The organism is Priestia sp. VA7 (genome assembly GCF_055710015.1).
Genome location: NZ_JBVQPN010000001.1, coordinates 876,672 through 898,256, shown reverse-complemented (window position 1 = coordinate 898,256; position 21,585 = coordinate 876,672). Strand labels below are relative to the sequence as shown.

Below are 21,585 nucleotides of genomic sequence, written 5' to 3'. Positions count from 1 at the left end.
TCTATAAATGGGGCAAGCTGTGCGATTTTGATGCGGCTTGCTCTTTTTCTGCATGTAAAAGATTTGGTATAGTAGAAGCAGCACATTACATTGCAAAACCAAGCGTGTAGATGAATAATGTAAAGGAAGTTGAATAAATGTACACCCTTTTAATTGACATGGATTCTGTCATTTGTGATCTTATGACGGATTGGCATAACCAATATAACAAAGATTATTGCGACAGCTTATCGGTTGAAAAGTTAAAATGCTGGGAATCAGAAAAGTATGTAAAGCCGGAATGCGGGACAAAAATTTATGACTACCTCGATCAGCCGGGGCTTTTTTTACATTTACAACCTCTGCCTCATGCTGTTGAGGTTCTTAAACGACTTCATGAAAGATTTTCCATTTTAATTGTCACAAGCAGCCGTACCTATGCTTATACAGAAAAAGAGCAGTGGGTTGAAAAACACCTTCCGTTTATCGGAAAATACAATATCGTGTTTACACACCAAAAAGATAAAATATACGGAGACTTGCTATTTGATGATGCACCGCATAATTTGAAGGCTTTTCAAGCTACAGGTCGCCATGCTGTTGCCATGAACTACCCGTATAACGAAGAAGTAAATGTCCCTCGCGTGGACGATTGGCTTCAGTTTGAACAGTACGTAAATACTTATTTTAACGAATGTTAAGCTAAAAAACACGTGGACTTTGTCATCAGAGAACGAATGCAGTGCGTCTGTTAGCATAGCTATAAGCATAAAAAAACCGCCTTTTGGGCGGTTTTTGACGGATAGCCCCCTAAGGGTTATCCGCTTTTTATTTAAAAAAGATATCGTTTTTTAGTACTTATCAGCTGATGAGAAAAAGTCCATAATGGCATGGATAATTTCAACGGACTGAAAAGAAAACAATGATATGGCTGTTAATGAAAAGAAACCAATCATGGCCATACGTACAAGTAACATAGACTAATCGCCTCCCTGTTTTGAACTAAATGAACGCACCCAAAACAATTCGCTATCTGTCTTTGTTTGTACGACGTTTTCGCCAAGCAAAGGCAGCTCATTCACTGCGTGTAACAATGACAATGAATCTTCATCTTTCTCTTAAAGACTAAGCGTATAGTTAGTATATCAAATGAAACTTTTTCTTCAAGGTTATACTAGCGGTAAAAAAGGAAATAGTATGAAACGATGCGTTTTATCTTTATTTCATACAATTCAGTACCCTAATATTTATTATATTAAACTTTTTAAGAAAATTGCTACTATTATATCTTTTTTATAAAAAAGATAGTAAGACATAGCTGTATACAGTAAACCTGCGTTCACCCTCACAATGAAAGAGGATCCGAACGATTCATCGTTCGGATCCTCTTTCAACTGAAATACTTTTGTTCCGGCCTTCCCCATTTTATCGACACGTACTGTAATACTCGTTGACAATGTCTAAAATAGTTGGGTATTCTTCCACCCATGTAAAATTTGTTTTTTCGTTTTCTTTTTTCACTGTTTCTTGTTCTGCACCGATCTTTTCCATTGTTCAATCTCTCCCTTTAACTGTTATATAACATTTATATTAAATAAATTTTGTTTTATAACAACTTTAAAAAGAAAATTGGACAATGCGTATGAAAAAAAGTTATTGTAGGGATAAAATTTTCACATAATACGTACGAGTCCTTGGTCCATCAAACTCGCAAAAATAAATTCCTTGCCACGTTCCTAGCAGTAGCTGCCCGTCGTGAATGATTATATGCTGAGAGGAGCCGACCGTGCTCGCTTTGAGATGCGCCGCCGTATTTCCTTCCATATGAAGATCTAACTTATGTTCCCAAGGATATACTTCATCGAAGCGTCGGATCATATCGGTTTTTACATCCGGATCCGCATTTTCATTAATTGTTATACCAGCGGTTGTATGAGGACAGTAAACAACTACAGCCCCTTCTTTTAATCCTTCTGTTCTTATTACTGCTTGTACCTGACTCGTGACGTCGATCATTTCGTCACGCTTATTCGTTTTTAACGTAAATGAATGCAGCATGCCATCACCTCTTTTCTTTACCATAACATATCTTTTCTATTCTTCCACATTTTTCGCATAACTCGTTTTTACATCGTAAACACTAAGCTCATTAACACAACAGGCGGTGAGTTTACTTATGCTCGATTCAAAATTTCAGCCCAATGCAGACTACACCGTTCAAACGTTTCTAGATTTGGTGGGTCAAAATACAGATGTTGGTTCCAAAAAATTATGGCTGTCTCCCACAAAATATATATGCATTATTTATCTCCAAGGATTAGTAGACGGAGAAAAACTTGATAATCTTACTCAGCATGTTGTGGAGACAAAAGCAAAAAGTGAAACGCAAACACTCGATGACATCGATTCGTTTATTTCTGTCATTAAAGACAAAGAAGTTTATACATACAAGCAAGCGATCTCGTGTTTTTTTAAAGGTCAGCCCTTGCTGTTTATTAGCGAGAGCACCACGGCATACTCATTGAATATGTCTATGACCAAACAGCGCTCTTTAAGTGAACCTACAACAGAAAAAGTAGTGCGCGGCCCTAAAATTGCTCTTATCGAAAACTTAGATGAAAACCTTGGTCTTTTAAGGCAGCGTTCTACCGAAGAAGAAATGGTTATTGAAGACATTTATATTGGAAATACAAAGGAACATCGAACAAGTATCGTTTTTCATAATAAACACTGTCAAACTCACATCGTGAATCAAGTCCGAGAGAAATTATTAGACATTCCTTTAGATAACATTCAAGACTCAGGAATGATTGAAGAATTTTTAGAAGAAGCACCTTACTCACCATTCCCTCAAGTACAAAATACAGAAAGACCGGATCGTGTTCTCGCTGCGGTGAATGAAGGGCGAGTAGCCATTTTAGTAGATGGCTCTCCTTTTGCTCTTTTAGTGCCTACAACTTTCGATATGATTATGAAATCACCCGACGATTATTACGAAAGATGGATAGCTGGTTCGTTGCTAAGATTACTAAGGTACTTGTCTATTTTTATTACCCTATTCTTTTCAGCTATTTATATTTCACTCGTTTCGTTTAACCAAGGTCTGCTTCCGACGGAGCTTGCTATTACTATTGCGGCCACACGAGAAAACGTTCCTTTTTCTCCTTTTATCGAAGCAGTGGTTATGGAAGTGACGCTTGAATTATTACGCGAAGCCGGTCTGCGTCTCCCTACTCCTGTGGGACAAACAGTTGGACTTGTAGGCGGGGTTGTGATTGGTCAAGCAGCGGTGGAAGCCCATATCGTTAGCTCCGTTATGATTATTGTTGTATCTGTATCGGCAATTGCGTCCTTTACCGTTCCTCAGTACGGAATTGGCCTTTCGTTTCGAATTTTGCGTTTCGTCTCTATGATGATTGCAGCAATCTTTGGATTATACGGAGTTACCATGTTTTTTCTTGTTCTCGTCATTCATCTAACCAAGCTCGAAAGTTTTGGCATGGCTTACTTCAAACCGTTTTTTGCGTTAAATAAAAAAGCGTGGAAAGATTCTTATATTCGTCTGCCAAACAAAAGTCTAAAACAGTCTAAAAATAAAGCCAAATAAAACTGACAAAAGGAGGACCATATGGAACAATCACAGTCACAATCAAGCAAGCTTCTTTCAGACTTTTATGCCATTTCAATTATCTCTTCAACCATGCTGGGCGTCGGTTTATTAACACTGCCAAGCAGCATTACAAACCAGACAAATAATGCAGACGGATGGATTGTACTTATTATGGACGGCCTTTTGTTTATTGGAATTGTTCTTTTTTTAGTCTGGATGGTTAAATATTTTACGATTAGCTGTATGTTTGACTTCACGCAAGAAGTAACCGGCAAGCTGATTGGAAATATCTTCAACTTCGCTATAGTCGTTTATTTCACATCTGTAGCAAGTTTTGAAGTAAGAGCTATGGCAGAAATGATCCATTTCTATTTACTGGAAACGATGCCCATTGAGTTAATTATCCTTTCGTTTATTTTGACAGGCGTCTATTTAATCACTGGCGGTATTAATTCTATTGGAAAAGTAATGGCCCTATGTTTTCCTGTAACGGTCATCATTCTTCTTATCTTATATCTTCTTAGTATCGGAATGGTCGATTTAAAAAACTTACAGCCCGTGTTAGCCGATGGATTCAGCCCGCTTCTTGCTGCTTTTACAACCGTCTCTGTTTCCTTTTTAGGGATTGAAACGATTGTATTTCTTCCAAAACATATGAAAAACAAAAATCATTTACGAAAAGTTTCTATCATCGGATTTTCCATTCCTTTACTTTTATATATTATCACTTACGTATTAGTTGTCGGCGCGTTATCCGTTCCGGAGGTAAAAACAACCGTTTGGCCTACGATTGAATTTGTTCAGACGCATGAAGTAAAAGGAATTTTCTTTGAGAGGCTTGAATTATTTTTACTTATTGTCTGGCTTCTTCAGTTTTTTTTAACCTTTGTAATGTATTTCTTTTTAGCTGTTTCAGGATTTAAAAAGATTTTCAAAAACCGATCAACTACTAATATTATCTTTCTTGTGCCCGTTTTATTTATGAGCTCTTTAGCGCCCAAAACAGCAAGCGACGTGTCACATTTTTCAACGGTATTAGGCTGGGCATTTTTAGTGACATTTTTAGTTATCCCTCTTTTTTTCAGCATGTTAATGAAAATAAAAAAGGTTGTGTTCAAATGACGAAAAAATGTCTTCCTGTCATGATGACCATTTTTTTATTATGCGGCTGTATGAGCCATCGAAATATTGAACAACTTGCTCTTGTTATAGGAGTGGCAATGGATATTACATCGAAAATCGAACCAAAAACAGGAAAAAATCAACTTGTGCTGACTCATCAAACGTTAACCGAAACGGAATCCGGAAATATGTCTTCTTCCATTCCATACAAAAACATTACAACAGCTGGTCCTACTATTCATGAAATCACGCGAAATATTTCGCTGAAATCTGATCCTATATACAGCCAGCATCAGCGAGCACTTTTAATAGGAGAAAAAGCGAGCAAGACCATCCCTCTGGATGCGCTTATCAATCAGTTTGTCCGTGATAATGAAATACGGCGCAGCAGCCTTGCGTTTGTTACAAAGGGCGATGCTAAAAACGTTTTAACGATTCAAGGAATGTCTGTACCGCCTGTAAACTTAATTTACGAGCTTGTTTCCAATAAATTCAAAACGAATAAAATTTTAAATCCCCTAACAATGGGAGAGCTATCGGCCAAGTTAAAAACCGATCAAAGCTTTTTAATACAGCGGCTTTCTAAAATTAAAAATAGTGTTGAACTAGACGGTGCCGCGATCATCAAAGATAAAAAAGCAAAATTCATCTTAACTCAGCACCAAGTGGAGGCTTTAACGTGGTTAACGGGGAATATTAAAGGCGGAATTATTTACGGCAAACACGGGCCATACCCCTTTTCCTATGAAATTGGAGATGTTCAGCAAGATGTGAAGGCTCGGATTGATTCAAGTCACTCCGTTCATTTTGACATCAACGTTCAAACAAGCGGCAGGCTATCAGAAGATTGGGAGACTTCAAAACAGGCTCTTGCCGCCTCTAATGTAAAGAACACCGAAAAAAAAATAGAAAAAATCATTCGAAAAGACGCAGAAAAAACACTCCGCTTACTGCAAAACAACTACAAAGCTGATGTGATTGACCTGCATGATTACGTACGAATTCATTATCCTCATTTTTGGAAAAAACATCAGCATGAATGGGATGAAATATTTAGCCAGTCGACCATCGACTATCATGTTCATGTTCAAATTAAAGATTTCGGGACACAGGGCAGGGATTAGCTCTTATCACTCAACGCCAGCTTCAGTCAGCTCTTTTTTCTTTAGTTCCATAATCGTGAACTTATCGGTATAGTTTTTGCTGACGAACAGCTGGCGTTCATTGTCGTTATTAAAATAAAATTTTTTATCATCTTGATATTGAAAATTCACTTTTTTCTTTTTCATTTGTTTAATAAACGTTAAGTAGTCATCTGAATGAATGAGATACCTTTTAGGCTTATCCGATATTTGCACAACGTCTTCACCCGAAGATTTTAATTTTACAATACTCCATGCAATGGGAAGAGGATTACCTTCTTGAAAGATCGTTTTGTGAAAAATGAGCACAAAGAAAGCAGCTGTAATAATTGAAATAAGAACAAGCTGTTTTTTCACCGTATATCATCCTTTCTTCACGTCGTTACTACGTTAAGTAATACGACAGGCGTATGAAAAAACCTGTTCATCCGCAAAGGTTGTGTAAAGAAATAATGCAAAATCAACAAAATATAACAGTTTGGTTACCTTTTGATTAAATAACATTACTTCTTTACAAATTTAGCTAATCACGTGATAGACTAAACTCAACATATTAAGTCAGGACTAAACTAAATGAGGTGTTGCGTATGACTACAATGCGGCTTCAATCATACTTAACAACAATGTTTCCAAATGTTCAAATGAAAAGACCTCTTTTTTATAACGCGCCCGCAGGTATCCGCTTTACGCTTACCAATCAAAAAGGTGTGTGGGAACGAGAATATATGAAAAATGTGTACGCACGCGCTTACGAAATTTTTGAGACACTCCATGAAAAAAATGATGAGCTGTTACTTGTTTTCAAAGCGAATGCTGCACAGGATGATTTACTTTTAAAAAAGAAAAAAGAAACAGCTATTAAAAAATTCATTCGCTCTCGCCTGAAGAAACAAGAAGTTCAATCCGTAGCATTATTAAATAACGCTGAGTATATTATTGCGTGTAAAACCAATGATGTGAAAGAAAAGCTTCTTTTGCAATCAATTGCCAACCGCGATCTTCATATTCATCCGGCTATTGAAGAAGAGTGTTATATTGTGAATTTGAATAAAGAAACCATCTTCCACCTATACGACGAGCGCGGGCTGGACATTGTATCGAACAATCAGTCTTCTCTTCAACTTCTTCAGCAAAAGTTTCACGACTGGATTCTAGATATTGATGCAGCTTGCTCTAAAAAAGTACAATAAAAAAAGCAATCATTCAGTAAAGAAATGATTGCTTTTTTATTAGGCTTGATGGACAGGAGACGCTTTTTTTAAAAACAGCCAGTTGATAAGAAAGAATAGGAAGCTTGCGATAACCATTGTTCCGAATGTAAGTAATAACGACCCATTCGAAAAGCTTTTTATAAAATGAATAACTGGTTCTTTTATCACTGGAATCGTAAACAATAAAATTAAAACAGCACCTGTGATCATCCCTCCTGTTTGCCCGAATTTGTAAACGATGCTGCCGAGCAAACACGATGCTGCTGTAATAAAAAAGATAAATACAGCGTCCGTTAAAAAGTGAACAGTGACAGTGGAGCCATGAAAGATAAAATCGCTCGCATAATAAAGTTGAATATTCATTAAATTCAAACTATTAATTACCTTTATTGAAATGCTCATGATGATAACATTGATAAGGGACATTACAATTGCAAATAAAGCAAAAACACAGGTCATCGTTAAAAGATATGCTTTACGAGTAGCTCCTAACTTTAAGCAAAAGGAAAAACTTTTTCGAATGATAATAAAACTTACAATACCTGAAAAGATGTACTGCGGCATACTTGTTACTAATAGAAGATGCTCATTCACCTGACTGAAAACTAAAATATCTACTACAACAAAGGCTAACAGAATCGTCCAAAAGCGAATCATTAAATACTTTAGTTCAACGTAGAGCGAATAACTAATGGCGGCAAACTGTCCTTTCATTACGCTACACCTCCACGATTTGCTGTAAGATAAATCATAATATCCTGTATATGAACAGCTTCTATATGAAATGAACTGTCGACAAGCTCCTCAGCATAAATATCTTCATTAAAGAGCACTATTTTTTTCTCTCCTCCGAATACTTGTTCATGGATTACTTGCTTTCCTTTTTCATATTCTTCAATTTGACTTTTAGGTCCTTTCACACTTACACAGCGCTGCTGCAAATTTTCTGCCGTATCCTGAAGAATCAGCTTTCCTTTTTGCATAATGAGTACTTCTTCAAATAAATTACTTACCTCATCAATTAGATGCGTTGAAATAATGAACGTGCGTGGATATTCTTCATATTCATCCAATAGAAGCTCATAAAAATGCGCTCGCATCGCAGCATCAAGTCCAATATAAGGTTCATCAAAGATTGTGATGCTCGTTCGGGAAGATAGCCCAACAATAATTCCTAATGCTGATTCCATACCTTTAGATAATGCTTTTACTTTCATATTACAATCTAAATCGAACTCTTCCATAAGCCTCTCAGCAGCTTCTTCGCTCCAGTAAGGATAAAAAAGTGACGCAATTTTTAACACGTCTTTGACTTTTAATGTTTTTTTGAAATTTCCGCTTTCGTTAATTAAGCAGATGTTTTGCAAAACAGAGCGGTTTTCAAATGGAGATTGATTGCCCACTTTTACCTCTCCTGTCGTAACTGGAATATGCCCGGCTACAATTTGCATCAAAGTCGTTTTGCCCGCTCCGTTTCTACCTAGCAACCCGTATATCTTATTTTTTGCTAGTGTAAGTGAAATGTCTTTTAATACGTGTTTAGATCCATAGCATTTATTTAACAGCTGCGCTTCTATATTCATTTTATTTCCCCCTTGTCTAACAGCTCTTTTAACTCTTTTACCGTAATTCCCAAATGCTGTGCTTCTTTTTTCAGGGGAACAATAAAACGGTTATAAAATTCTTCTTTTCTTTGTGTAAGCAATACTTCTTTGGCGCCCGCACATACAAACATCCCTATCCCTCTCTTTTTATACAATATTCCGTGGTCAACTAGCTGATTAATTCCTTTAGCTGCTGTTGCAGGGTTAATGCGATACATTTTGGCAAATTCATTTGTAGACGGTACTCTTTCTTCTTCTGGAAAAGCATCATTCAAAATATTCTCTTCGATGGTTTCTTTGATTTGTTGAAAAATTGGTCGCTGATGATCTAATGATTGTTTCATTTTGACTACCTCACTTAAGTGGTTCATTACTTATGTAACTAACTATATAACTAACTGGTTATTTTTTCAAGTGTTATTTCCAAAAAAAGAAAAAAAGTCCGTCAGTTAGTTACTGACGGACTTTTTCATTTGACTGTTTAACCACTTGACCGTTCTTTTTACTAGCTCATCCTGCTGCTCTTTAGGGGAAATACTGGCTTTGTTGTCGCCTTTTTGTTTCCCGTACATTCCAAACTGTGCGTGATTAGCTCCTTTTACTTGGACCAGCTCCGTATTTTTTGAAAGTAAATGCTTGGTTTCTTTAATTTTTTCAGGCGTCGACAAACCATCTTTCTCACCGGTTAAAGACAAAATAGGATAAGTGGAAATTGAAAAATTATTTTTATTCATCGGATACGATGCTAAAAGAACTAAGCCTTTTATTGAGTTTTGATGATCATACGCATAAGAGGCTCCACTCACTCCGCCAAGGGAATGCCCTCCGATAAACCATGCGGAAATCTTCGGATAGCTCTTCACAATATCCGTCGCTTTGTTTTGACTAAAAAAACTCATATTAAACGGAGAATCTACAACAGCAACAAGATATCCTTCATTTGCAATTTGCTGAGCATAATAGCCATATGCTAACGGCTCTACTTTAGCACCTTGATAAATAATATAGCCGGCTTTTATCTCTTTGTTCGTTTGAGGCTTGAATACGTAATAATCGTCTTTCTTCACTACTTTTTTCTCATCTACTAGTGAGTGAAGCTGCTTTGAAGGTTCATAATCAAAACCTGACCATATGACAAAAAAACCACGGTTACTGCAACAAGAACAGCAAGACTGACTCCTACTATTTTTAACGTTTTTTTCATGTCACTCCCTCTTTCTGTTTTTTACTATGTACTCTTTTTATATCTTTTAGACATTTTACATGTTTGTTTTAAAGATATACAAGAAAAAAGAGAGGTTCGATATGCCCAAAGCAGGACGCAGCAGAAGCGACATAAACCATTCCATATACTCGAAACAAAGAGAGAAAATAAAAAGGCTGCTGCATGTAATAACGGGACAGCCTCATTAGCAGACAACCTTCACTAATGAATATCTCGTTTCTTAAACCTTCCTCCCCTGACTTCAGCAATAGCGGCTACAGCAAAAAAAGCAGATGGATCTATCTCATCGATAATCGCTTTTAGCTTTGCTTCTTCAAGCCTGGTAATCACACAAAAAATGACTTTTTTATCATCTCCCGTATACGCCCCTTCCCCATTTAAATACGTGACGCCTCTCCCTAAACGAGCAAGAATTGCCTCGCCAATTTGTTCATATTGTTCGCTGATAATCCAAGCTGACTTAGACTCATCTAAACCTTGAATCACAATATCAATCGTTTTAAAAGCAATGAAGTAAGCCATTAAAGAATACATAGCGCGATCCCAGCCAAATACAAAACCGGCACTTCCCAAAATAAATAAATTAAAAAACATAATCGTCTCACCTACGGAGAAAGGCGTACGCTTATTAAATAAAATAGCTAATATCTCGGTGCCGTCTAGCGAACCTCCGTACCGAATAACAATTCCTACTCCCACACCAAGAACAATTCCGCCAAACACAGTGGCTAAAAGAGGGTCACCTGTTAAGACCGGTAAGTCGTGAAAAATAGAGGTAGCAATGGATAGAATGATAACACCTAAAAGCGTAGATAGCGCAAATGTTTTTCCAATTTGCTTGTAGCCAATAAAAAAGAATGGAAGATTTAATACGAAGATATAAAAGCCGATTTGAACATCCGTTAAGTGGGATAAAATAATAGATATACCTACAATTCCACCGTCAATAACCTCATTAGGGACAAGAAAAAATTCTAGCCCGACGGCCATTAAAAGGGCTCCCACTAAAATAAACAGCATGCGCTTTACAATCATTTTAGCTGATAGCGAACGATGAACAACCTTTTTTATTTCATGATTCGTTTGCAGCACATAACTTCCCCTCCTTTTGCGATAGAGACATCAACTACTAACCAAACCCTTATTTTAATATTATCACAAAATTCAAACTATTTATCTGCTCTTTTACAAAAATTTCATCTAATGAAATAAATTATGCATATATTGGATAAAATTGTAGATGATAACAAGTGAATAAATGCCCGAGTACGTTCAAAAGTGAATGCATGCCCACCACTTTTCATACGGGACTAACAGGACAAACTTAGATTAAAAGGAGAGTAAAACGTTATGAACCGTGTAAAGATTATTGCTGCTTCTTTACTCGCAGTTTTATTGCTAGCTTTTTCAGATAATTTCACTTCTGCAGCTGTGCAGGAGGCGATGATACGAGTTGTGCATGCGTCACCTGATGCACCTGAAGTAGATATATATGTGGACAATCAAAGCATCGTAGTCGGCGCATCGTTTAAAGATGTGACGGATTACCTTAAAGTACCTGCGGGGTCTCATAAAATAGAGGTATATGCCATAGGTACAAAAGGAAAAGAAAAACCTGTCATTTCCACTAATGTAACCGTCGAAGCAAACAAAGCCTATACCCTTGCTGCTATTAACCAAGTTGCACACTTGGAATTAAAAGTAGCTCAAGATGATATGAACGTAGCTAAAGGAAAGAGTAAAATCCGAATTGCTCACTTTTCTCCAGATGCTCCCGCTGTTGATGTAGGTATTAATCACGGCCCTACTTTGTTTAAAGACACTGTTTTTAAACAAATGACAAATTATTCTGAAGTAGATGCCGGAACCTATGATTTGACCATTACAACTAGTCAAGACAAGAAAAAAGTACTGGACATTCCAAACCTTAATTTAGAAGCTAACACGGTCTACACAGTGCTTGCTATTAACAAAGCTGACAGTCTTGAAACGCTTTTATTAAAAGATAATACGGCTATGCCTTCTGAAATGCCCAAAACAGGTATGGGCGGTGCTTCACAGGATAATTATAATTCAATTGTGCCGGTTCTTACTTTATTAGGAATTGGAGCGGTCGCTATATTTGTTGTTCGTCGTCACAGAGGATACGAAAGCGAATGAAATGGATAGGAGGGGTTTTCACCTTTTCTTTTATACTATTCATGAGCAGCTGGTTTGCCCAATCAGCAATCGCAAACAGCTCGACAGATTTTGTTGTGAAGATGGCTGAAACAAAATCGGCTCAATCCTTGAAATCTTCAGGAACTGCTTCTACGCCTCTTCCATCTCAGCTTATTATTCCGAAGCTTCATATCAAGGCTTTTATAAAAGGAATGGGCCTTACTAACCAAGGTGAAATGAGCGTTCCTGATAATGGTCATGATGTAGCTTGGTTTAAGCTTGGAGCAAGACCCGGAGAGGAAGGAAATGCGGTCATTGCAGGACATGTTGATGATCAAAAAGGACCCGCTATCTTCTATCATCTCGACAAGCTTACAAAAGGAGACGAAATTCTGGTAACCGATCAGCAAGGGGATCAGCTGACTTTTGTTGTTACCAATAAAGCTTCTTACCCCCGAGATTCTGCTCCTATCAGAGAGATTTTCGGCCCAACTTTTCAACACCAGCTTAATTTAATCACCTGTACGGGAACATTTGATCATAAACAGAAAACTCATGAGCGCAGGCTCGTTATTTATACAAGCCTCCGCCCGGAAAAAACAGCCGATGTTTCTCACTAAACATCGGCGTTTATTACTTTTAATTACATACTCGTTCGTTTTATTTAAATATTTACACAGCCTTAATATGAACACAACATCTCGCTAGTAAACTAATGCACGACCCCTCAATAAAAAGGAGTTTTGATATGAGACGAAAATGGTGGTTTGTAAGCTCACTCACTCTTTGTTTATGCGGTATTTTTATGTTTATACATACGCAGGCAGCTTCTACTCAAGCAGAAAAAGTAGCCATTATTGCTCATCGAGGCGCATCAGGTTATGAGCCAGAGCATACGATGCAATCTTATCTAGCAGCCGTTCAGCAAAAAGCGGATTACATTGAACTTGATCTTCATATGTCTAAAGATCAGCAGCTTGTAGCAATTCATGACTACAAAGTTGACCGAACGACAAATGGAACAGGATATGTAAAACAGTATACAGTGAAGCAGCTTCAGCGTTTGAACGCAGGAAAAGGTAATAAAAAAGCCGTCATTCCAACTTTAGAAGAAATATTCCGTACGTTTGGCAATCGAACAAACTATTATATTGAAACAAAATCTCCTCATGAATATCCAGGTATGGAAAAGGAATTGTTGACGCTGATGGCTAAGTACAACATTCATACCAATCACGTCATTGTACAATCATTTAGTCCTGAAAGCTTAAAAACCGTCCATCGATACCGACCTACTATGAAACTAATTCAACTGATTCGTTCTAAGCAAACCAATATGTTAACAGATCAGCAGTTCAGACAAATCAAAACGTACGCGAACGGCATCGGTCCGAACGCAAACACGCTGACAAAACCATATGTACAAAAAGCTCGCTCGTACGATTTAGACGTTCATCCTTATACAGTAAATGACGAAAAACAAATGAGAATGCTTATCGAGTGGGGCGTAACCGGTATGTTTACTAATTACTCCGATCGGCTTTATAACGTGCTTCATAATAAATAAACACTTGCCGCGGCAAGTGTTTATTCTTTATACATCTCTTCTATTCGCTCTCCACAAGTACAGGCTAATTAATGCTATGGCATAAAGCAAAGCCCAGCCAAACACCAAAAATTTATTTAGTCCTTCGTTAATAAATTGAATGATTGCAGATACGGGTGGCAATACATACAGCAGCAGTCCGCCTCCTTGATACGGAAATGAAACGCCTGCTGCTGCAAGCGTAACGATTAAAATAAATAGAGGTCCAAACCACGATAAGCTGCCTTCTCTTACAACATCTCTTGTGAAAACAAGGCCTATGCTCATACCAAGCAAACTAAACGTCCAGTGAATAATAAACCCAAACACCATTTGCCTAGTGGATATGTCCACTTCAAACATATCAAGGAGCACAGGATAAGCAATGGAAACCGCTGATAAAAATGTAAACAGCAGCGTACAGCTAATAAGCTTGCTCATAAAGTACTTGTTCTTTTTCCCTACATGAAGTTTTGTAATAACTTCTTGACTGGAATCTTCCGCATGAAACAGCGACATCGTAAACCAAGTGGTTAGAAAAAAGAGGAAAAGTGCCGTATTAAAAAAGCTATCAAGCACCGGGTTCGGTCTATATGTATAGTTCATACACAGCGAAATAATATAAAGTGCAAGCGGCGGAATATATCGATACGATTTAATGTATGTAATAAAATGATAGCGAATCAATGCACCCATCTTAAATTTCTTCCCTTTCCATATGATATAGCTTTACAACTTCAGCTTGAACAGCAAGCAATTCTGCAAGAAACTCGTTTACATATTTTTTATCTATATAAAAAATCCAGTAGTTTCCATGCTGTTCAATTTTCGTGCACTTTTCTTTTAATAAGCGAAGCGGCTTATTGAGAATGACATTTGCCTCAATAACCGTTAAATGCTCAATGAGTTGAACGCGCTCATTTTTTAAAATGCGCTGTGAGCCAATGGTGATAACACGATCGGCTACAGCATGAATGAGCCTTTCTTCATGACACGTAAATACAATGGTCATCCCTCGTTCTTTGAGCTTTGTAAAAATTCGTTCTACTTCTAGCTGAGCACGAGCATCTAATCCTGATAGAGGTTCATCAAGCAATAGCAGCTTAGAAGAACTCAGCAGTGCTTGCATCATGTTGACTTTTTGCTTCATTCCTTTTGAAAAAGAAAAGATTTCTTCATGTCTAAACTCTACCATTTCGAAAGTTTCGAGCAGCTCTTCAATTCTAGAGCTGCGCTTTTTCTTAGACAATCCTTGAATTCGTCCCATGTGCTGCAAATAACCTGCTAGCGTAAAACGCAGCTCCTGAGGAAATTGTTCCACCACAAATCCAGGCGTACCGGTTTCTTTATGAAGGTGAACTGTCCCTTTAGTCGGTTTAGATAATCCGCCAATCAGCTTTAAAAACGTACTTTTTCCCGCGCCATTTTTTCCAACAATTGCCACAGTCTCTCCTTTATAAAGGGTCGTATGAACGTTTTCTAATACGGTATGTTTTTTGTATACTTTTGCAACATTTTTTAATTCAATCAGTTTTTCCATCTGCTGCCTCGCCTCTCCATAATCCTATATGTTAAATCATAGCATATTTATGGGGAATGTGCTTCCATCTCTATACGTTTCAGCTAAATTTTTCCCGCACAAAAAAAGCCTTTGATATGATCAAAGGCTTTTTATAGACAATACCATATGCTCTTCATCGATAAATTCACCATCTACTTGAAGAGCTCTTTTTTCATACGCATAAGAAGTAAAACCGAGGCTTTTGTATAGGGCTTTTACTCCTTCATTTTTAGCAGCGACGGCCAGGTAGATTTGCAAAACATTTGTTTTTGAAAAAGCTTGTTCAACAGCGGTTTTTAACAGCTTCTTTCCAAGCCCCTTCCCCCTTGCTTCAGGGGCTACGTACATCCCCCAAATATCTCCCTTATGCTGAACTTTTAAAGGCTTTTGCTGCTGAAACCCTACGATCCCCACAAGCTGTTTTTCCATAAAAGCTCCTACTACAAATTCTGATTGGCTGCTTGGAAAATAATTTCGGATGTCAGCAATTTCTTTTTCATATTCTTCTTCATAACTTAAAATAAAACTTTCGGGATGATCTTTTAAAGCACGAAGACGGAGTTCAAAGTACATGTCAGCGTCTTCTTTTACCAACAATCGTATATTCATGTTTTCACCTTAGTTTCTTATGTTTTAATTAGCTATTAAGGGTTGTACACGCTAAATACTTCATTCCACCGATACAGCTCATAATAATTTCCCGGCAGGTCTAAGCCTGAAATAAGTACCTTATCATTTTTCGTATCTTTTACGCGTGTTAAAAGATTTGCTTGTTTTCGATTTGTACGAATCCACATCGTTTGATTCGTTGCTTTATGATAAACAGGCGCATAATCTCCTAAGCCTTTTTGTGGAAATGTGAACTGACTTTGCTTATTGGTCTTTACGTCCATGCTATACAAAAAAGGCAGCGGCCTCTTTTTTTCATCATTCGACCACCCTGTTTCGGGCACACGTGAAATGATGATGTTATCTTTTTCTGTCCAAGTAAAATCCCAATCTGCGAAGCCTTTTGGAGTAAACACATGTTCTTTAAAAACCGGCATCTCTTTTAAAGTGAACTTTTTATTTTCAGTGGCAAACCTTCCTTCCCCATCAATAAATGCCAGTACTTGCTCTTCATTACTCCACTTAAACCAATTAGGTACATTAAGCATATCTCCCACTACTTGAAAAGCTTTCCCTTCTTTTGTAATGATGCACAGCTTATTTGCATCTGCAGACATCGAAGCCGTTGGAATAGCGATAAAACTAATCCATTGACCGTTAGGAGACCATTTGAAGCTGCTTGTTGTATACGCAAAAAACGAATCATTTTCTGCCGGGAGCGTCGTAAAAGCCTCCACTTTTTTTACATCTAACCCTGCATATTTGCTCACTGTATATAGCTTTACCGGTCCCCATCCCGTCGGCGCCAGCGCAGCAGCTGACGTAATTAAAAATCGATCTCCTTCTGGAAACCATGAAAACTGATCAACCCCTACGGCTACACGCTTCTTTTCATGCGTTTTAACGTTGTAATATACTAAGATTCCATTCGAAATATACGCAAGTTCCTCAGCAACCGGTGACCATTGATAATGAGTCACATCATGTTCAACAAGTAGCGGTTTTCCTTTTAACGGTGCAATCATTAAAGAATCATTTTCTGCATAAGCAACTATATCTCCATGTGATGACCATTGAGGCATAGAGGCATGACGGGCATAGGATAACTGCCTTTCGGTACCGTTATCATATACCCATAGGTTTCCTTGCCTTATAAAACTGACCTTCACTGTATTGGCAGCACTTATTTGCATAGGGAACAACATAAGAAAAAGCAGACATAACGCTATTTTTTTCACCATGTTCACTCCTGTCTTTTTTTATAGCGTTACACAAATCTCCTCATCTCATCACTTTTTTGAAAAAATAAAAAAGCGCAGCGAATAGCTGCGCTTTTTGTATATTATGATTTTGACTTAGATTTTGGTGATGGTTTTGTTTTAGCTTGTGCTGTATTATTAGCTGCATCTTTTTCTTTTAATAAGCTCATACGTTTTTTCAAGTAGTAACCTTGTCCAATTCCGAATAAGTTACCAATTACCCAATATAATGCAAGAGCAGATGGAAGTGAAATTCCCGCTACTAAGATGAAGATTGGCATAATGTTCATCATCATTTTCATTGGAGGTTGAATTTCATCCGTCATACTTACACGAATTTGTAAGAATGTCGTAATCGCTGCAACTACCGGTAAAATGAAGTAAGGATCTGGCTTTCCTAAACTTACCCATAAGAATGAATGCTGTGCAATTTCATGCGTTCGTGCAATGGCATTATAAAATGCGATAATAATAGGCATTTGAATAAAGATTGGCAAACATCCGCCAACCGGATTAATTTTATGCGTTTGGTAAAGCTGCATCATTTCTTTTTGCTGCTTTTGCTGTGTTTCAGGATCTTTTTTACCAGCATATTTCTTTTGAATCTTTTCCATCTCTGGACGAAGTGCTTGCATAGCCATCGTGCTCTTTTGCTGTTTTAAAATAAGCGGCAATAGAACTAAACGAATGATAACCGTCGCAATAATAATAGACAGACCATAGCTTCCGCCTGCCCACTCAGCAATTTTCGTTAATGCCATTGATAAAGGGTAAACAAAATAATGATCCCAGAACCCGCCGCTTGTTGCGGTTACTGGTGTTTTTGTGCTGCTACAGCCGGCTAGAGCTAAAAGAAGCGCTCCCATTAAACCAAGCAATAATAATTTTTTATTTCTTTTCATATTCTTTCCTCCTAATAATGACTAAATGTATGAAGTGTTTTTCAGAAGGAAAGGATCTTCTTCATCATTATTCTTCTCTTTAACTGGTGTTTTTCTATACACATGTATAAATACATTTCGTCTTTTCCATATTGTTAATACTGAAGGATCAATCCCTGCATTCACATGGTCGGTGACAGGTTCCGCATGAAAAGCCGTAAACCTAGCTTCACGAAGCATATAATAACAAAGGATGTATAAAACGAAAGCAGATAAATACGGCGCATATAGAAAAAGATCGTGATAAAATTCCATGTGCCAGCTCTCTTTCTGACTATAATAGTACAATCCAATATATGTAGTGTAGCATTTACGTTCCTGTTACACAACATCAACTTATCTCTTTGACTGTTCTACGTATTACTTTTTAAAAAGTTTCATATTTACGACACAAAATTTGCTCACCATAAAATATGATGAGCAAATCTAATACCATTCTCTATTCTCGTATACTTACCGATGGTTCTCAGTCTTCTTTTAGTTTCATGAACCACGTAACACCGAATGCAACACCTACAGAAATAATCATACCAATGATATAGTGAATTAAATTACTCATACCAAGCGGCGCAGCAATGGCCATCATTGGAATACCTGTAAGTCCGTAGGCATTGGCTACTACGTGCATAAGTACAACATAGCCTCCTCCGGCTGCTCCGCCTATAGCCGCAGCAATAAATGGCTTGCGAAGTCTTAAATTGACGCCGAAAATAATCGGTTCTGTAATTCCTAAGAAGGAAGAAATAGCCGCTGGAATCGCAATTTTTTTCGTTTTGGCATTTTTCGTCTTAAAGTAAACAGCCAGCCCTGCTCCTCCTTGCGCCACGTTCGCGCAGGCCCAAATAGGAAGTAGGAAGTTAACGCCAATCTTCGGATTAGCAAGCAGTCCTGCTTCAATAGCATGAAAACTATGCTGCAAGCCTGTTAATACAATGGTCGAATATAAGCCGCCAAACAAAATTCCTGCAAACACTCCGGCTACATCGTATAAAGACTGAAGGCTGATCGAAATTAAATCTCCAATATAGCGACCGAAAGGACCAATAAACACAAGTGACACAAAGCCTGTGATAATAACAGTTAAAAAAGGCGTAACAAGTAAATCAATCGAATTCGGCACAATTTTCCGGAGTCCCTTTTCAATTTTACTCATAACGTAGATAGCCAATAAAATCGGAACGACCGTACCTTGGTAGCCAATCAGCGGAATACTTAAGCCAAACAAATCCATATATTCCGGCTTAGCATCTGCTAATGTCCACGGATTTAATAACATCGGATGCGTTAAGATCCCTCCTATAACCGCTCCTAGATAAGGATTTGAACCAAATTCTTTTGCAGCTGAAAACCCGATTAAAATCGGTAAAATGATAAATGCTGCGCCTGAGAACATATCCAACAACACAAATAACGCGCTATCTTCTGAGACCCAGTGGAACGCTTTCATCATCCCGAGCAGTCCCATTAGTAAACCACTGGCTACAATGGCTGGAATAATCGGAACAAAAATATTGGAAAGCATGCGGGCAAAACGGGCAAATGGGTTCATTTTCTTTTTCATTTCTTCTTGATGATCCGCTGGGGCAGCAGCCTCGTCATCACCTAATTCTTTCACAAAAGCAGCATGGATTTTATTAACGAGACCGGTTCCAAAAATGATTTGAAACTGTCCTGAATTTGTAAAAGCCCCTTTTACATCTTCTATTTCATCTAAACCTTTTTGATCGATTTTGCTTTCATCTCGAATAACGAGGCGCAAACGCGTAGCACAGTGCTGCGCACTAGCAATATTTCCTTTTCCTCCTAAAAGCGGAACAAGTTTTTTAGCAATTTCTTTTACGTCCATCTTACTTCCTCCTTTTTGTATGTCATAAAAAAAAGCAAGACCTAAAACACACTTATAAAAGACACACTTGTCCTTCATGCGCATTCTAGGTCTTGCCTGCTTTACCAGTCACAATCCCGATTATTCAATTAATACGCTTTCATTGTACTCAAAGCAACAATATTCGTCAATGTTTTTTTCTATATTCTTTGCTCTATTCGGCAAATGTGAAGCGTGATATATCCTAACTCCGCTTCTGGAAAATTAATTTCGTACTCATCTTTGACAAATTGCTTGATCGTTTCAGCACACTGATACGATTTTTTATATTTGACTTTTAATACGTTAAGCATCTCTTCATCCATCTCATGAAAGGGTTCATTTTGCGCTAAACGGTTTAACGCAAAGCGCAAGTGAGTCAGCAGCCGCTGATAGGACATGCTGTTTTCATCAATCTCCATATTCAGCTCTTTTTTTATAATCGTAACCATTTCATTAATAATCGTTGTATTCATCATGAGCTGCTGCATTCCCGGTGAATTCAGTTTCGCCGTATGAATATGAAGCGCAATATATCCCGCTTCGTCAATCGGCATCGTGATATCTAGTCTCTTTTTGATATGCTTAAGAGCCCATACTCCTATTGCATACTCAGGCTGATAGAGAGATTTAATTTCATTAAGCAATTTATTTTGTATGGAAATTCGGCGGGCTATCCTTTCGACAGCAAAGGATAAATGATCGCTCAAAGTAATATGCACATGATGACTTAATGTAGCAGAAAGCTGCTGTTCAGCATAAGAAATGATTTCTTCCGCCACTTGAATATGCTCTTCAGGAAGGTTTTTTAATAGTTCTTGAAACTTTTCCTGCTCTTCTTTCATGACAAAGACTTTCTCCACTTTTGCAGCATTAATAAGATCATTTTTACCTTTTTGAAAAGCAATACCGGGACCCATCGCAATTTTTTCAACTCCGCCTTCTTTAAAGACAACGGCGTTGTTATTTAACACTTTTAAAATCTTCAAATGCGCTCTCCTTTCTTAAAGGAAAAAGCCTTGCTAATTACTTCATCGTTACTTTTGCACAAGCCGTTTCGCCTTTTTGAACCGTCCCTTGAGCCAAAATTTCGAAACTTTCACTTGCATCACTGTTTGTAATAACGATTGGTGTGATAATGCTTTTCGCTTTTTCTTGAATAAGCGCTAAATCAAATGTGATAAGAGGTGTTCCTACGCTTACTTTGTCACCTTGTGCCACGTGAGCTTCGAATCCTTCGCCTTCCATTGCCACTGTTTCAAGGCCGATATGTATTAATACTTCCGTACCGGCTTCTGTTTTTAAGCCTACCGCGTGTTTTGTATGGAAAAGCTGAACGACTTCCCCAGCAACAGGTGAAACAACTTGTCCTTCTGAAGGTTCGATTGCAAAACCGTCTCCCATCATCTTCTGTGCGAACACTGGATCTGGCACTTCGCTGATTGGCAGGATATTACCTGAAAGCGGAGCTAGAACGGTTGTTTCTTTTGATTTTGTCTTATTACCAAATAATTTTTTAAACATCTCAATCACCCTTTTTTAGATTGTACTTGTAGCATACCCCAATGATTCTGCAGAAAAACTTCCCCTATCCCGATGTTACGTTAACATGGTCATTATTTAACCATGCTTTTTTGGTCTTGTAAATAAAAATGTATAAGCGCTTTTATACGAAGCACGTTCTCTATGCTGCATTTTATGTAACCCTTTGCA

General features: G+C 37.8%; 25 protein-coding genes. 8 read left to right on the top strand and 17 right to left on the bottom strand.

Features of this window, described 5'->3' with window-relative positions:
• Positions 1-137: 137 nt before the first annotated feature.
• Entirely contained in the window at positions 138-680 is a 543-nt protein-coding gene (locus tag AC0C45_RS04670; RefSeq protein WP_280168679.1) for a 5' nucleotidase, NT5C type, read from the top strand.
• 150 nt (positions 681-830) lie between these two features.
• Here the strand turns inward: AC0C45_RS04670 and AC0C45_RS04665 are convergent, their stop codons facing one another.
• The 3 genes from AC0C45_RS04665 to AC0C45_RS04655 form a co-directional block, all read right to left on the bottom strand.
• Positions 831-956, bottom strand: coding sequence for a hypothetical protein (locus tag AC0C45_RS04665; protein WP_013058681.1), 126 nt, complete (start codon positions 954-956; stop codon positions 831-833).
• Between the two features lie 448 nt (positions 957-1,404).
• On the bottom strand, positions 1,405-1,530 hold the full coding sequence (locus tag AC0C45_RS04660; protein WP_016765283.1) for a hypothetical protein: 126 nt from the start codon (positions 1,528-1,530) through the stop codon (positions 1,405-1,407).
• A 102-nt stretch (positions 1,531-1,632) separates the two neighbouring features.
• Positions 1,633-2,037: a secondary thiamine-phosphate synthase enzyme YjbQ gene (locus AC0C45_RS04655; protein ID WP_016765284.1), complete on the bottom strand. Its 405-nt coding sequence runs from the start codon at positions 2,035-2,037 to the stop codon at positions 1,633-1,635.
• Positions 2,038-2,155: 118 nt separating this feature from the next.
• On the opposite strand from AC0C45_RS04655, the gene AC0C45_RS04650 reads away from it, so the two are divergent.
• Genes AC0C45_RS04650 through AC0C45_RS04640 form a run of 3 tightly spaced genes read left to right on the top strand, consistent with a single transcriptional unit; the run spans position 2,156 to position 5,835 of the window.
• Positions 2,156-3,586 carry a spore germination protein gene (locus AC0C45_RS04650; RefSeq protein WP_016765285.1) on the top strand — a complete coding sequence of 477 codons (1,431 nt, stop codon included), beginning with the start codon at positions 2,156-2,158 and terminating at the stop codon, positions 3,584-3,586.
• A gap of 21 nt (positions 3,587-3,607) precedes the next feature.
• A complete protein-coding gene (locus AC0C45_RS04645) occupies positions 3,608-4,711 on the top strand; it encodes a GerAB/ArcD/ProY family transporter (protein WP_016765286.1) in 1,104 nt (367 codons plus the stop codon).
• Entirely contained in the window at positions 4,708-5,835 is a 1,128-nt protein-coding gene (locus AC0C45_RS04640) for a Ger(x)C family spore germination protein (RefSeq protein ID WP_047930715.1), read from the top strand. The genes AC0C45_RS04645 and AC0C45_RS04640 overlap by 4 nt, the downstream gene beginning before the upstream one ends.
• Positions 5,836-5,841: 6 nt before the next feature.
• On the opposite strand, the gene AC0C45_RS04635 is transcribed toward AC0C45_RS04640, so the two are convergent.
• Positions 5,842-6,210, bottom strand: a complete 369-nt coding sequence (locus AC0C45_RS04635) for a hypothetical protein (protein WP_013084654.1) — start codon at positions 6,208-6,210, stop codon at positions 5,842-5,844.
• 230 nt (positions 6,211-6,440) lie between these two features.
• Between AC0C45_RS04635 and AC0C45_RS04630 the strand changes: the two genes are divergently transcribed.
• Positions 6,441-7,043, top strand: coding sequence for a DUF3885 domain-containing protein (locus AC0C45_RS04630; protein ID WP_013058688.1), 603 nt, complete (start codon positions 6,441-6,443; stop codon positions 7,041-7,043).
• 39 nt (positions 7,044-7,082) lie between these two features.
• On the opposite strand, the gene AC0C45_RS04625 is transcribed toward AC0C45_RS04630, so the two are convergent.
• The 5 genes from AC0C45_RS04625 to AC0C45_RS04605 form a co-directional block, all read right to left on the bottom strand.
• On the bottom strand, positions 7,083-7,778 hold the full coding sequence (locus tag AC0C45_RS04625) for a hypothetical protein (RefSeq protein WP_280168681.1): 696 nt from the start codon (positions 7,776-7,778) through the stop codon (positions 7,083-7,085).
• Positions 7,778-8,647 (bottom strand): ABC transporter ATP-binding protein, encoded by an 870-nt coding sequence (locus AC0C45_RS04620; protein WP_257061354.1) that lies wholly within the window; start codon positions 8,645-8,647, stop codon positions 7,778-7,780. Before AC0C45_RS04620 ends, AC0C45_RS04625 begins: the two co-directional genes overlap by 1 nt.
• Complete coding sequence (locus AC0C45_RS04615; RefSeq protein ID WP_034649413.1) at positions 8,644-9,012, bottom strand: GntR family transcriptional regulator; 369 nt, start codon at positions 9,010-9,012, stop codon at positions 8,644-8,646. The genes AC0C45_RS04620 and AC0C45_RS04615 overlap by 4 nt, the downstream gene beginning before the upstream one ends.
• A 105-nt stretch (positions 9,013-9,117) precedes the next feature.
• Positions 9,118-9,735: an alpha/beta family hydrolase gene (locus AC0C45_RS04610; RefSeq protein WP_472927926.1), complete on the bottom strand. Its 618-nt coding sequence runs from the start codon at positions 9,733-9,735 to the stop codon at positions 9,118-9,120.
• Positions 9,736-10,094: 359 nt separating this feature from the next.
• On the bottom strand, positions 10,095-10,985 hold the full coding sequence (locus AC0C45_RS04605) for a YitT family protein (RefSeq protein WP_013058693.1): 891 nt from the start codon (positions 10,983-10,985) through the stop codon (positions 10,095-10,097).
• A gap of 258 nt (positions 10,986-11,243) precedes the next feature.
• Between AC0C45_RS04605 and AC0C45_RS04600 the strand changes: the two genes are divergently transcribed.
• From AC0C45_RS04600 to AC0C45_RS04590, 3 genes are all read left to right on the top strand, one after another.
• On the top strand, positions 11,244-12,053 hold the full coding sequence (locus AC0C45_RS04600; RefSeq protein WP_280168682.1) for a DUF4397 domain-containing protein: 810 nt from the start codon (positions 11,244-11,246) through the stop codon (positions 12,051-12,053).
• Positions 12,050-12,673 carry a class F sortase gene (locus tag AC0C45_RS04595; RefSeq protein WP_013084660.1) on the top strand — a complete coding sequence of 208 codons (624 nt, stop codon included), beginning with the start codon at positions 12,050-12,052 and terminating at the stop codon, positions 12,671-12,673. The genes AC0C45_RS04600 and AC0C45_RS04595 overlap by 4 nt, the downstream gene beginning before the upstream one ends.
• Positions 12,674-12,801: 128 nt before the next feature.
• On the top strand, positions 12,802-13,620 hold the full coding sequence (locus AC0C45_RS04590; RefSeq protein WP_280168683.1) for a glycerophosphodiester phosphodiesterase family protein: 819 nt from the start codon (positions 12,802-12,804) through the stop codon (positions 13,618-13,620).
• Between the two features lie 27 nt (positions 13,621-13,647).
• Here the strand turns inward: AC0C45_RS04590 and AC0C45_RS04585 are convergent, their stop codons facing one another.
• The 8 genes from AC0C45_RS04585 to AC0C45_RS04550 form a co-directional block, all read right to left on the bottom strand.
• Positions 13,648-14,334: a hypothetical protein gene (locus tag AC0C45_RS04585; RefSeq protein WP_016765296.1), complete on the bottom strand. Its 687-nt coding sequence runs from the start codon at positions 14,332-14,334 to the stop codon at positions 13,648-13,650.
• Position 14,335: 1 nt separating this feature from the next.
• A complete protein-coding gene (locus tag AC0C45_RS04580) occupies positions 14,336-15,178 on the bottom strand; it encodes an ATP-binding cassette domain-containing protein (protein WP_280168684.1) in 843 nt (280 codons plus the stop codon).
• Positions 15,179-15,298: 120 nt separating this feature from the next.
• Positions 15,299-15,808: a GNAT family N-acetyltransferase gene (locus AC0C45_RS04575; RefSeq protein WP_034649397.1), complete on the bottom strand. Its 510-nt coding sequence runs from the start codon at positions 15,806-15,808 to the stop codon at positions 15,299-15,301.
• Between the two features lie 35 nt (positions 15,809-15,843).
• The gene (locus AC0C45_RS04570; RefSeq protein WP_047930725.1) at positions 15,844-17,049 is read right to left on the bottom strand and encodes a TolB family protein; all 1,206 of its coding nucleotides are present in this window, start codon (positions 17,047-17,049) and stop codon (positions 15,844-15,846) included.
• Between the two features lie 101 nt (positions 17,050-17,150).
• A complete protein-coding gene (yidC, locus tag AC0C45_RS04565) occupies positions 17,151-17,969 on the bottom strand; it encodes a membrane protein insertase YidC (RefSeq protein ID WP_013058701.1) in 819 nt (272 codons plus the stop codon).
• 505 nt (positions 17,970-18,474) lie between these two features.
• Positions 18,475-19,854: a sucrose-specific PTS transporter subunit IIBC gene (locus AC0C45_RS04560; RefSeq protein WP_472927925.1), complete on the bottom strand. Its 1,380-nt coding sequence runs from the start codon at positions 19,852-19,854 to the stop codon at positions 18,475-18,477.
• A 179-nt stretch (positions 19,855-20,033) separates the two neighbouring features.
• Positions 20,034-20,861 carry a PRD domain-containing protein gene (locus AC0C45_RS04555; protein WP_472927924.1) on the bottom strand — a complete coding sequence of 276 codons (828 nt, stop codon included), beginning with the start codon at positions 20,859-20,861 and terminating at the stop codon, positions 20,034-20,036.
• A gap of 37 nt (positions 20,862-20,898) precedes the next feature.
• A complete protein-coding gene (locus AC0C45_RS04550; protein WP_013084668.1) occupies positions 20,899-21,396 on the bottom strand; it encodes a PTS sugar transporter subunit IIA in 498 nt (165 codons plus the stop codon).
• Between the last annotated feature and the right edge of the window lie 189 nt (positions 21,397-21,585).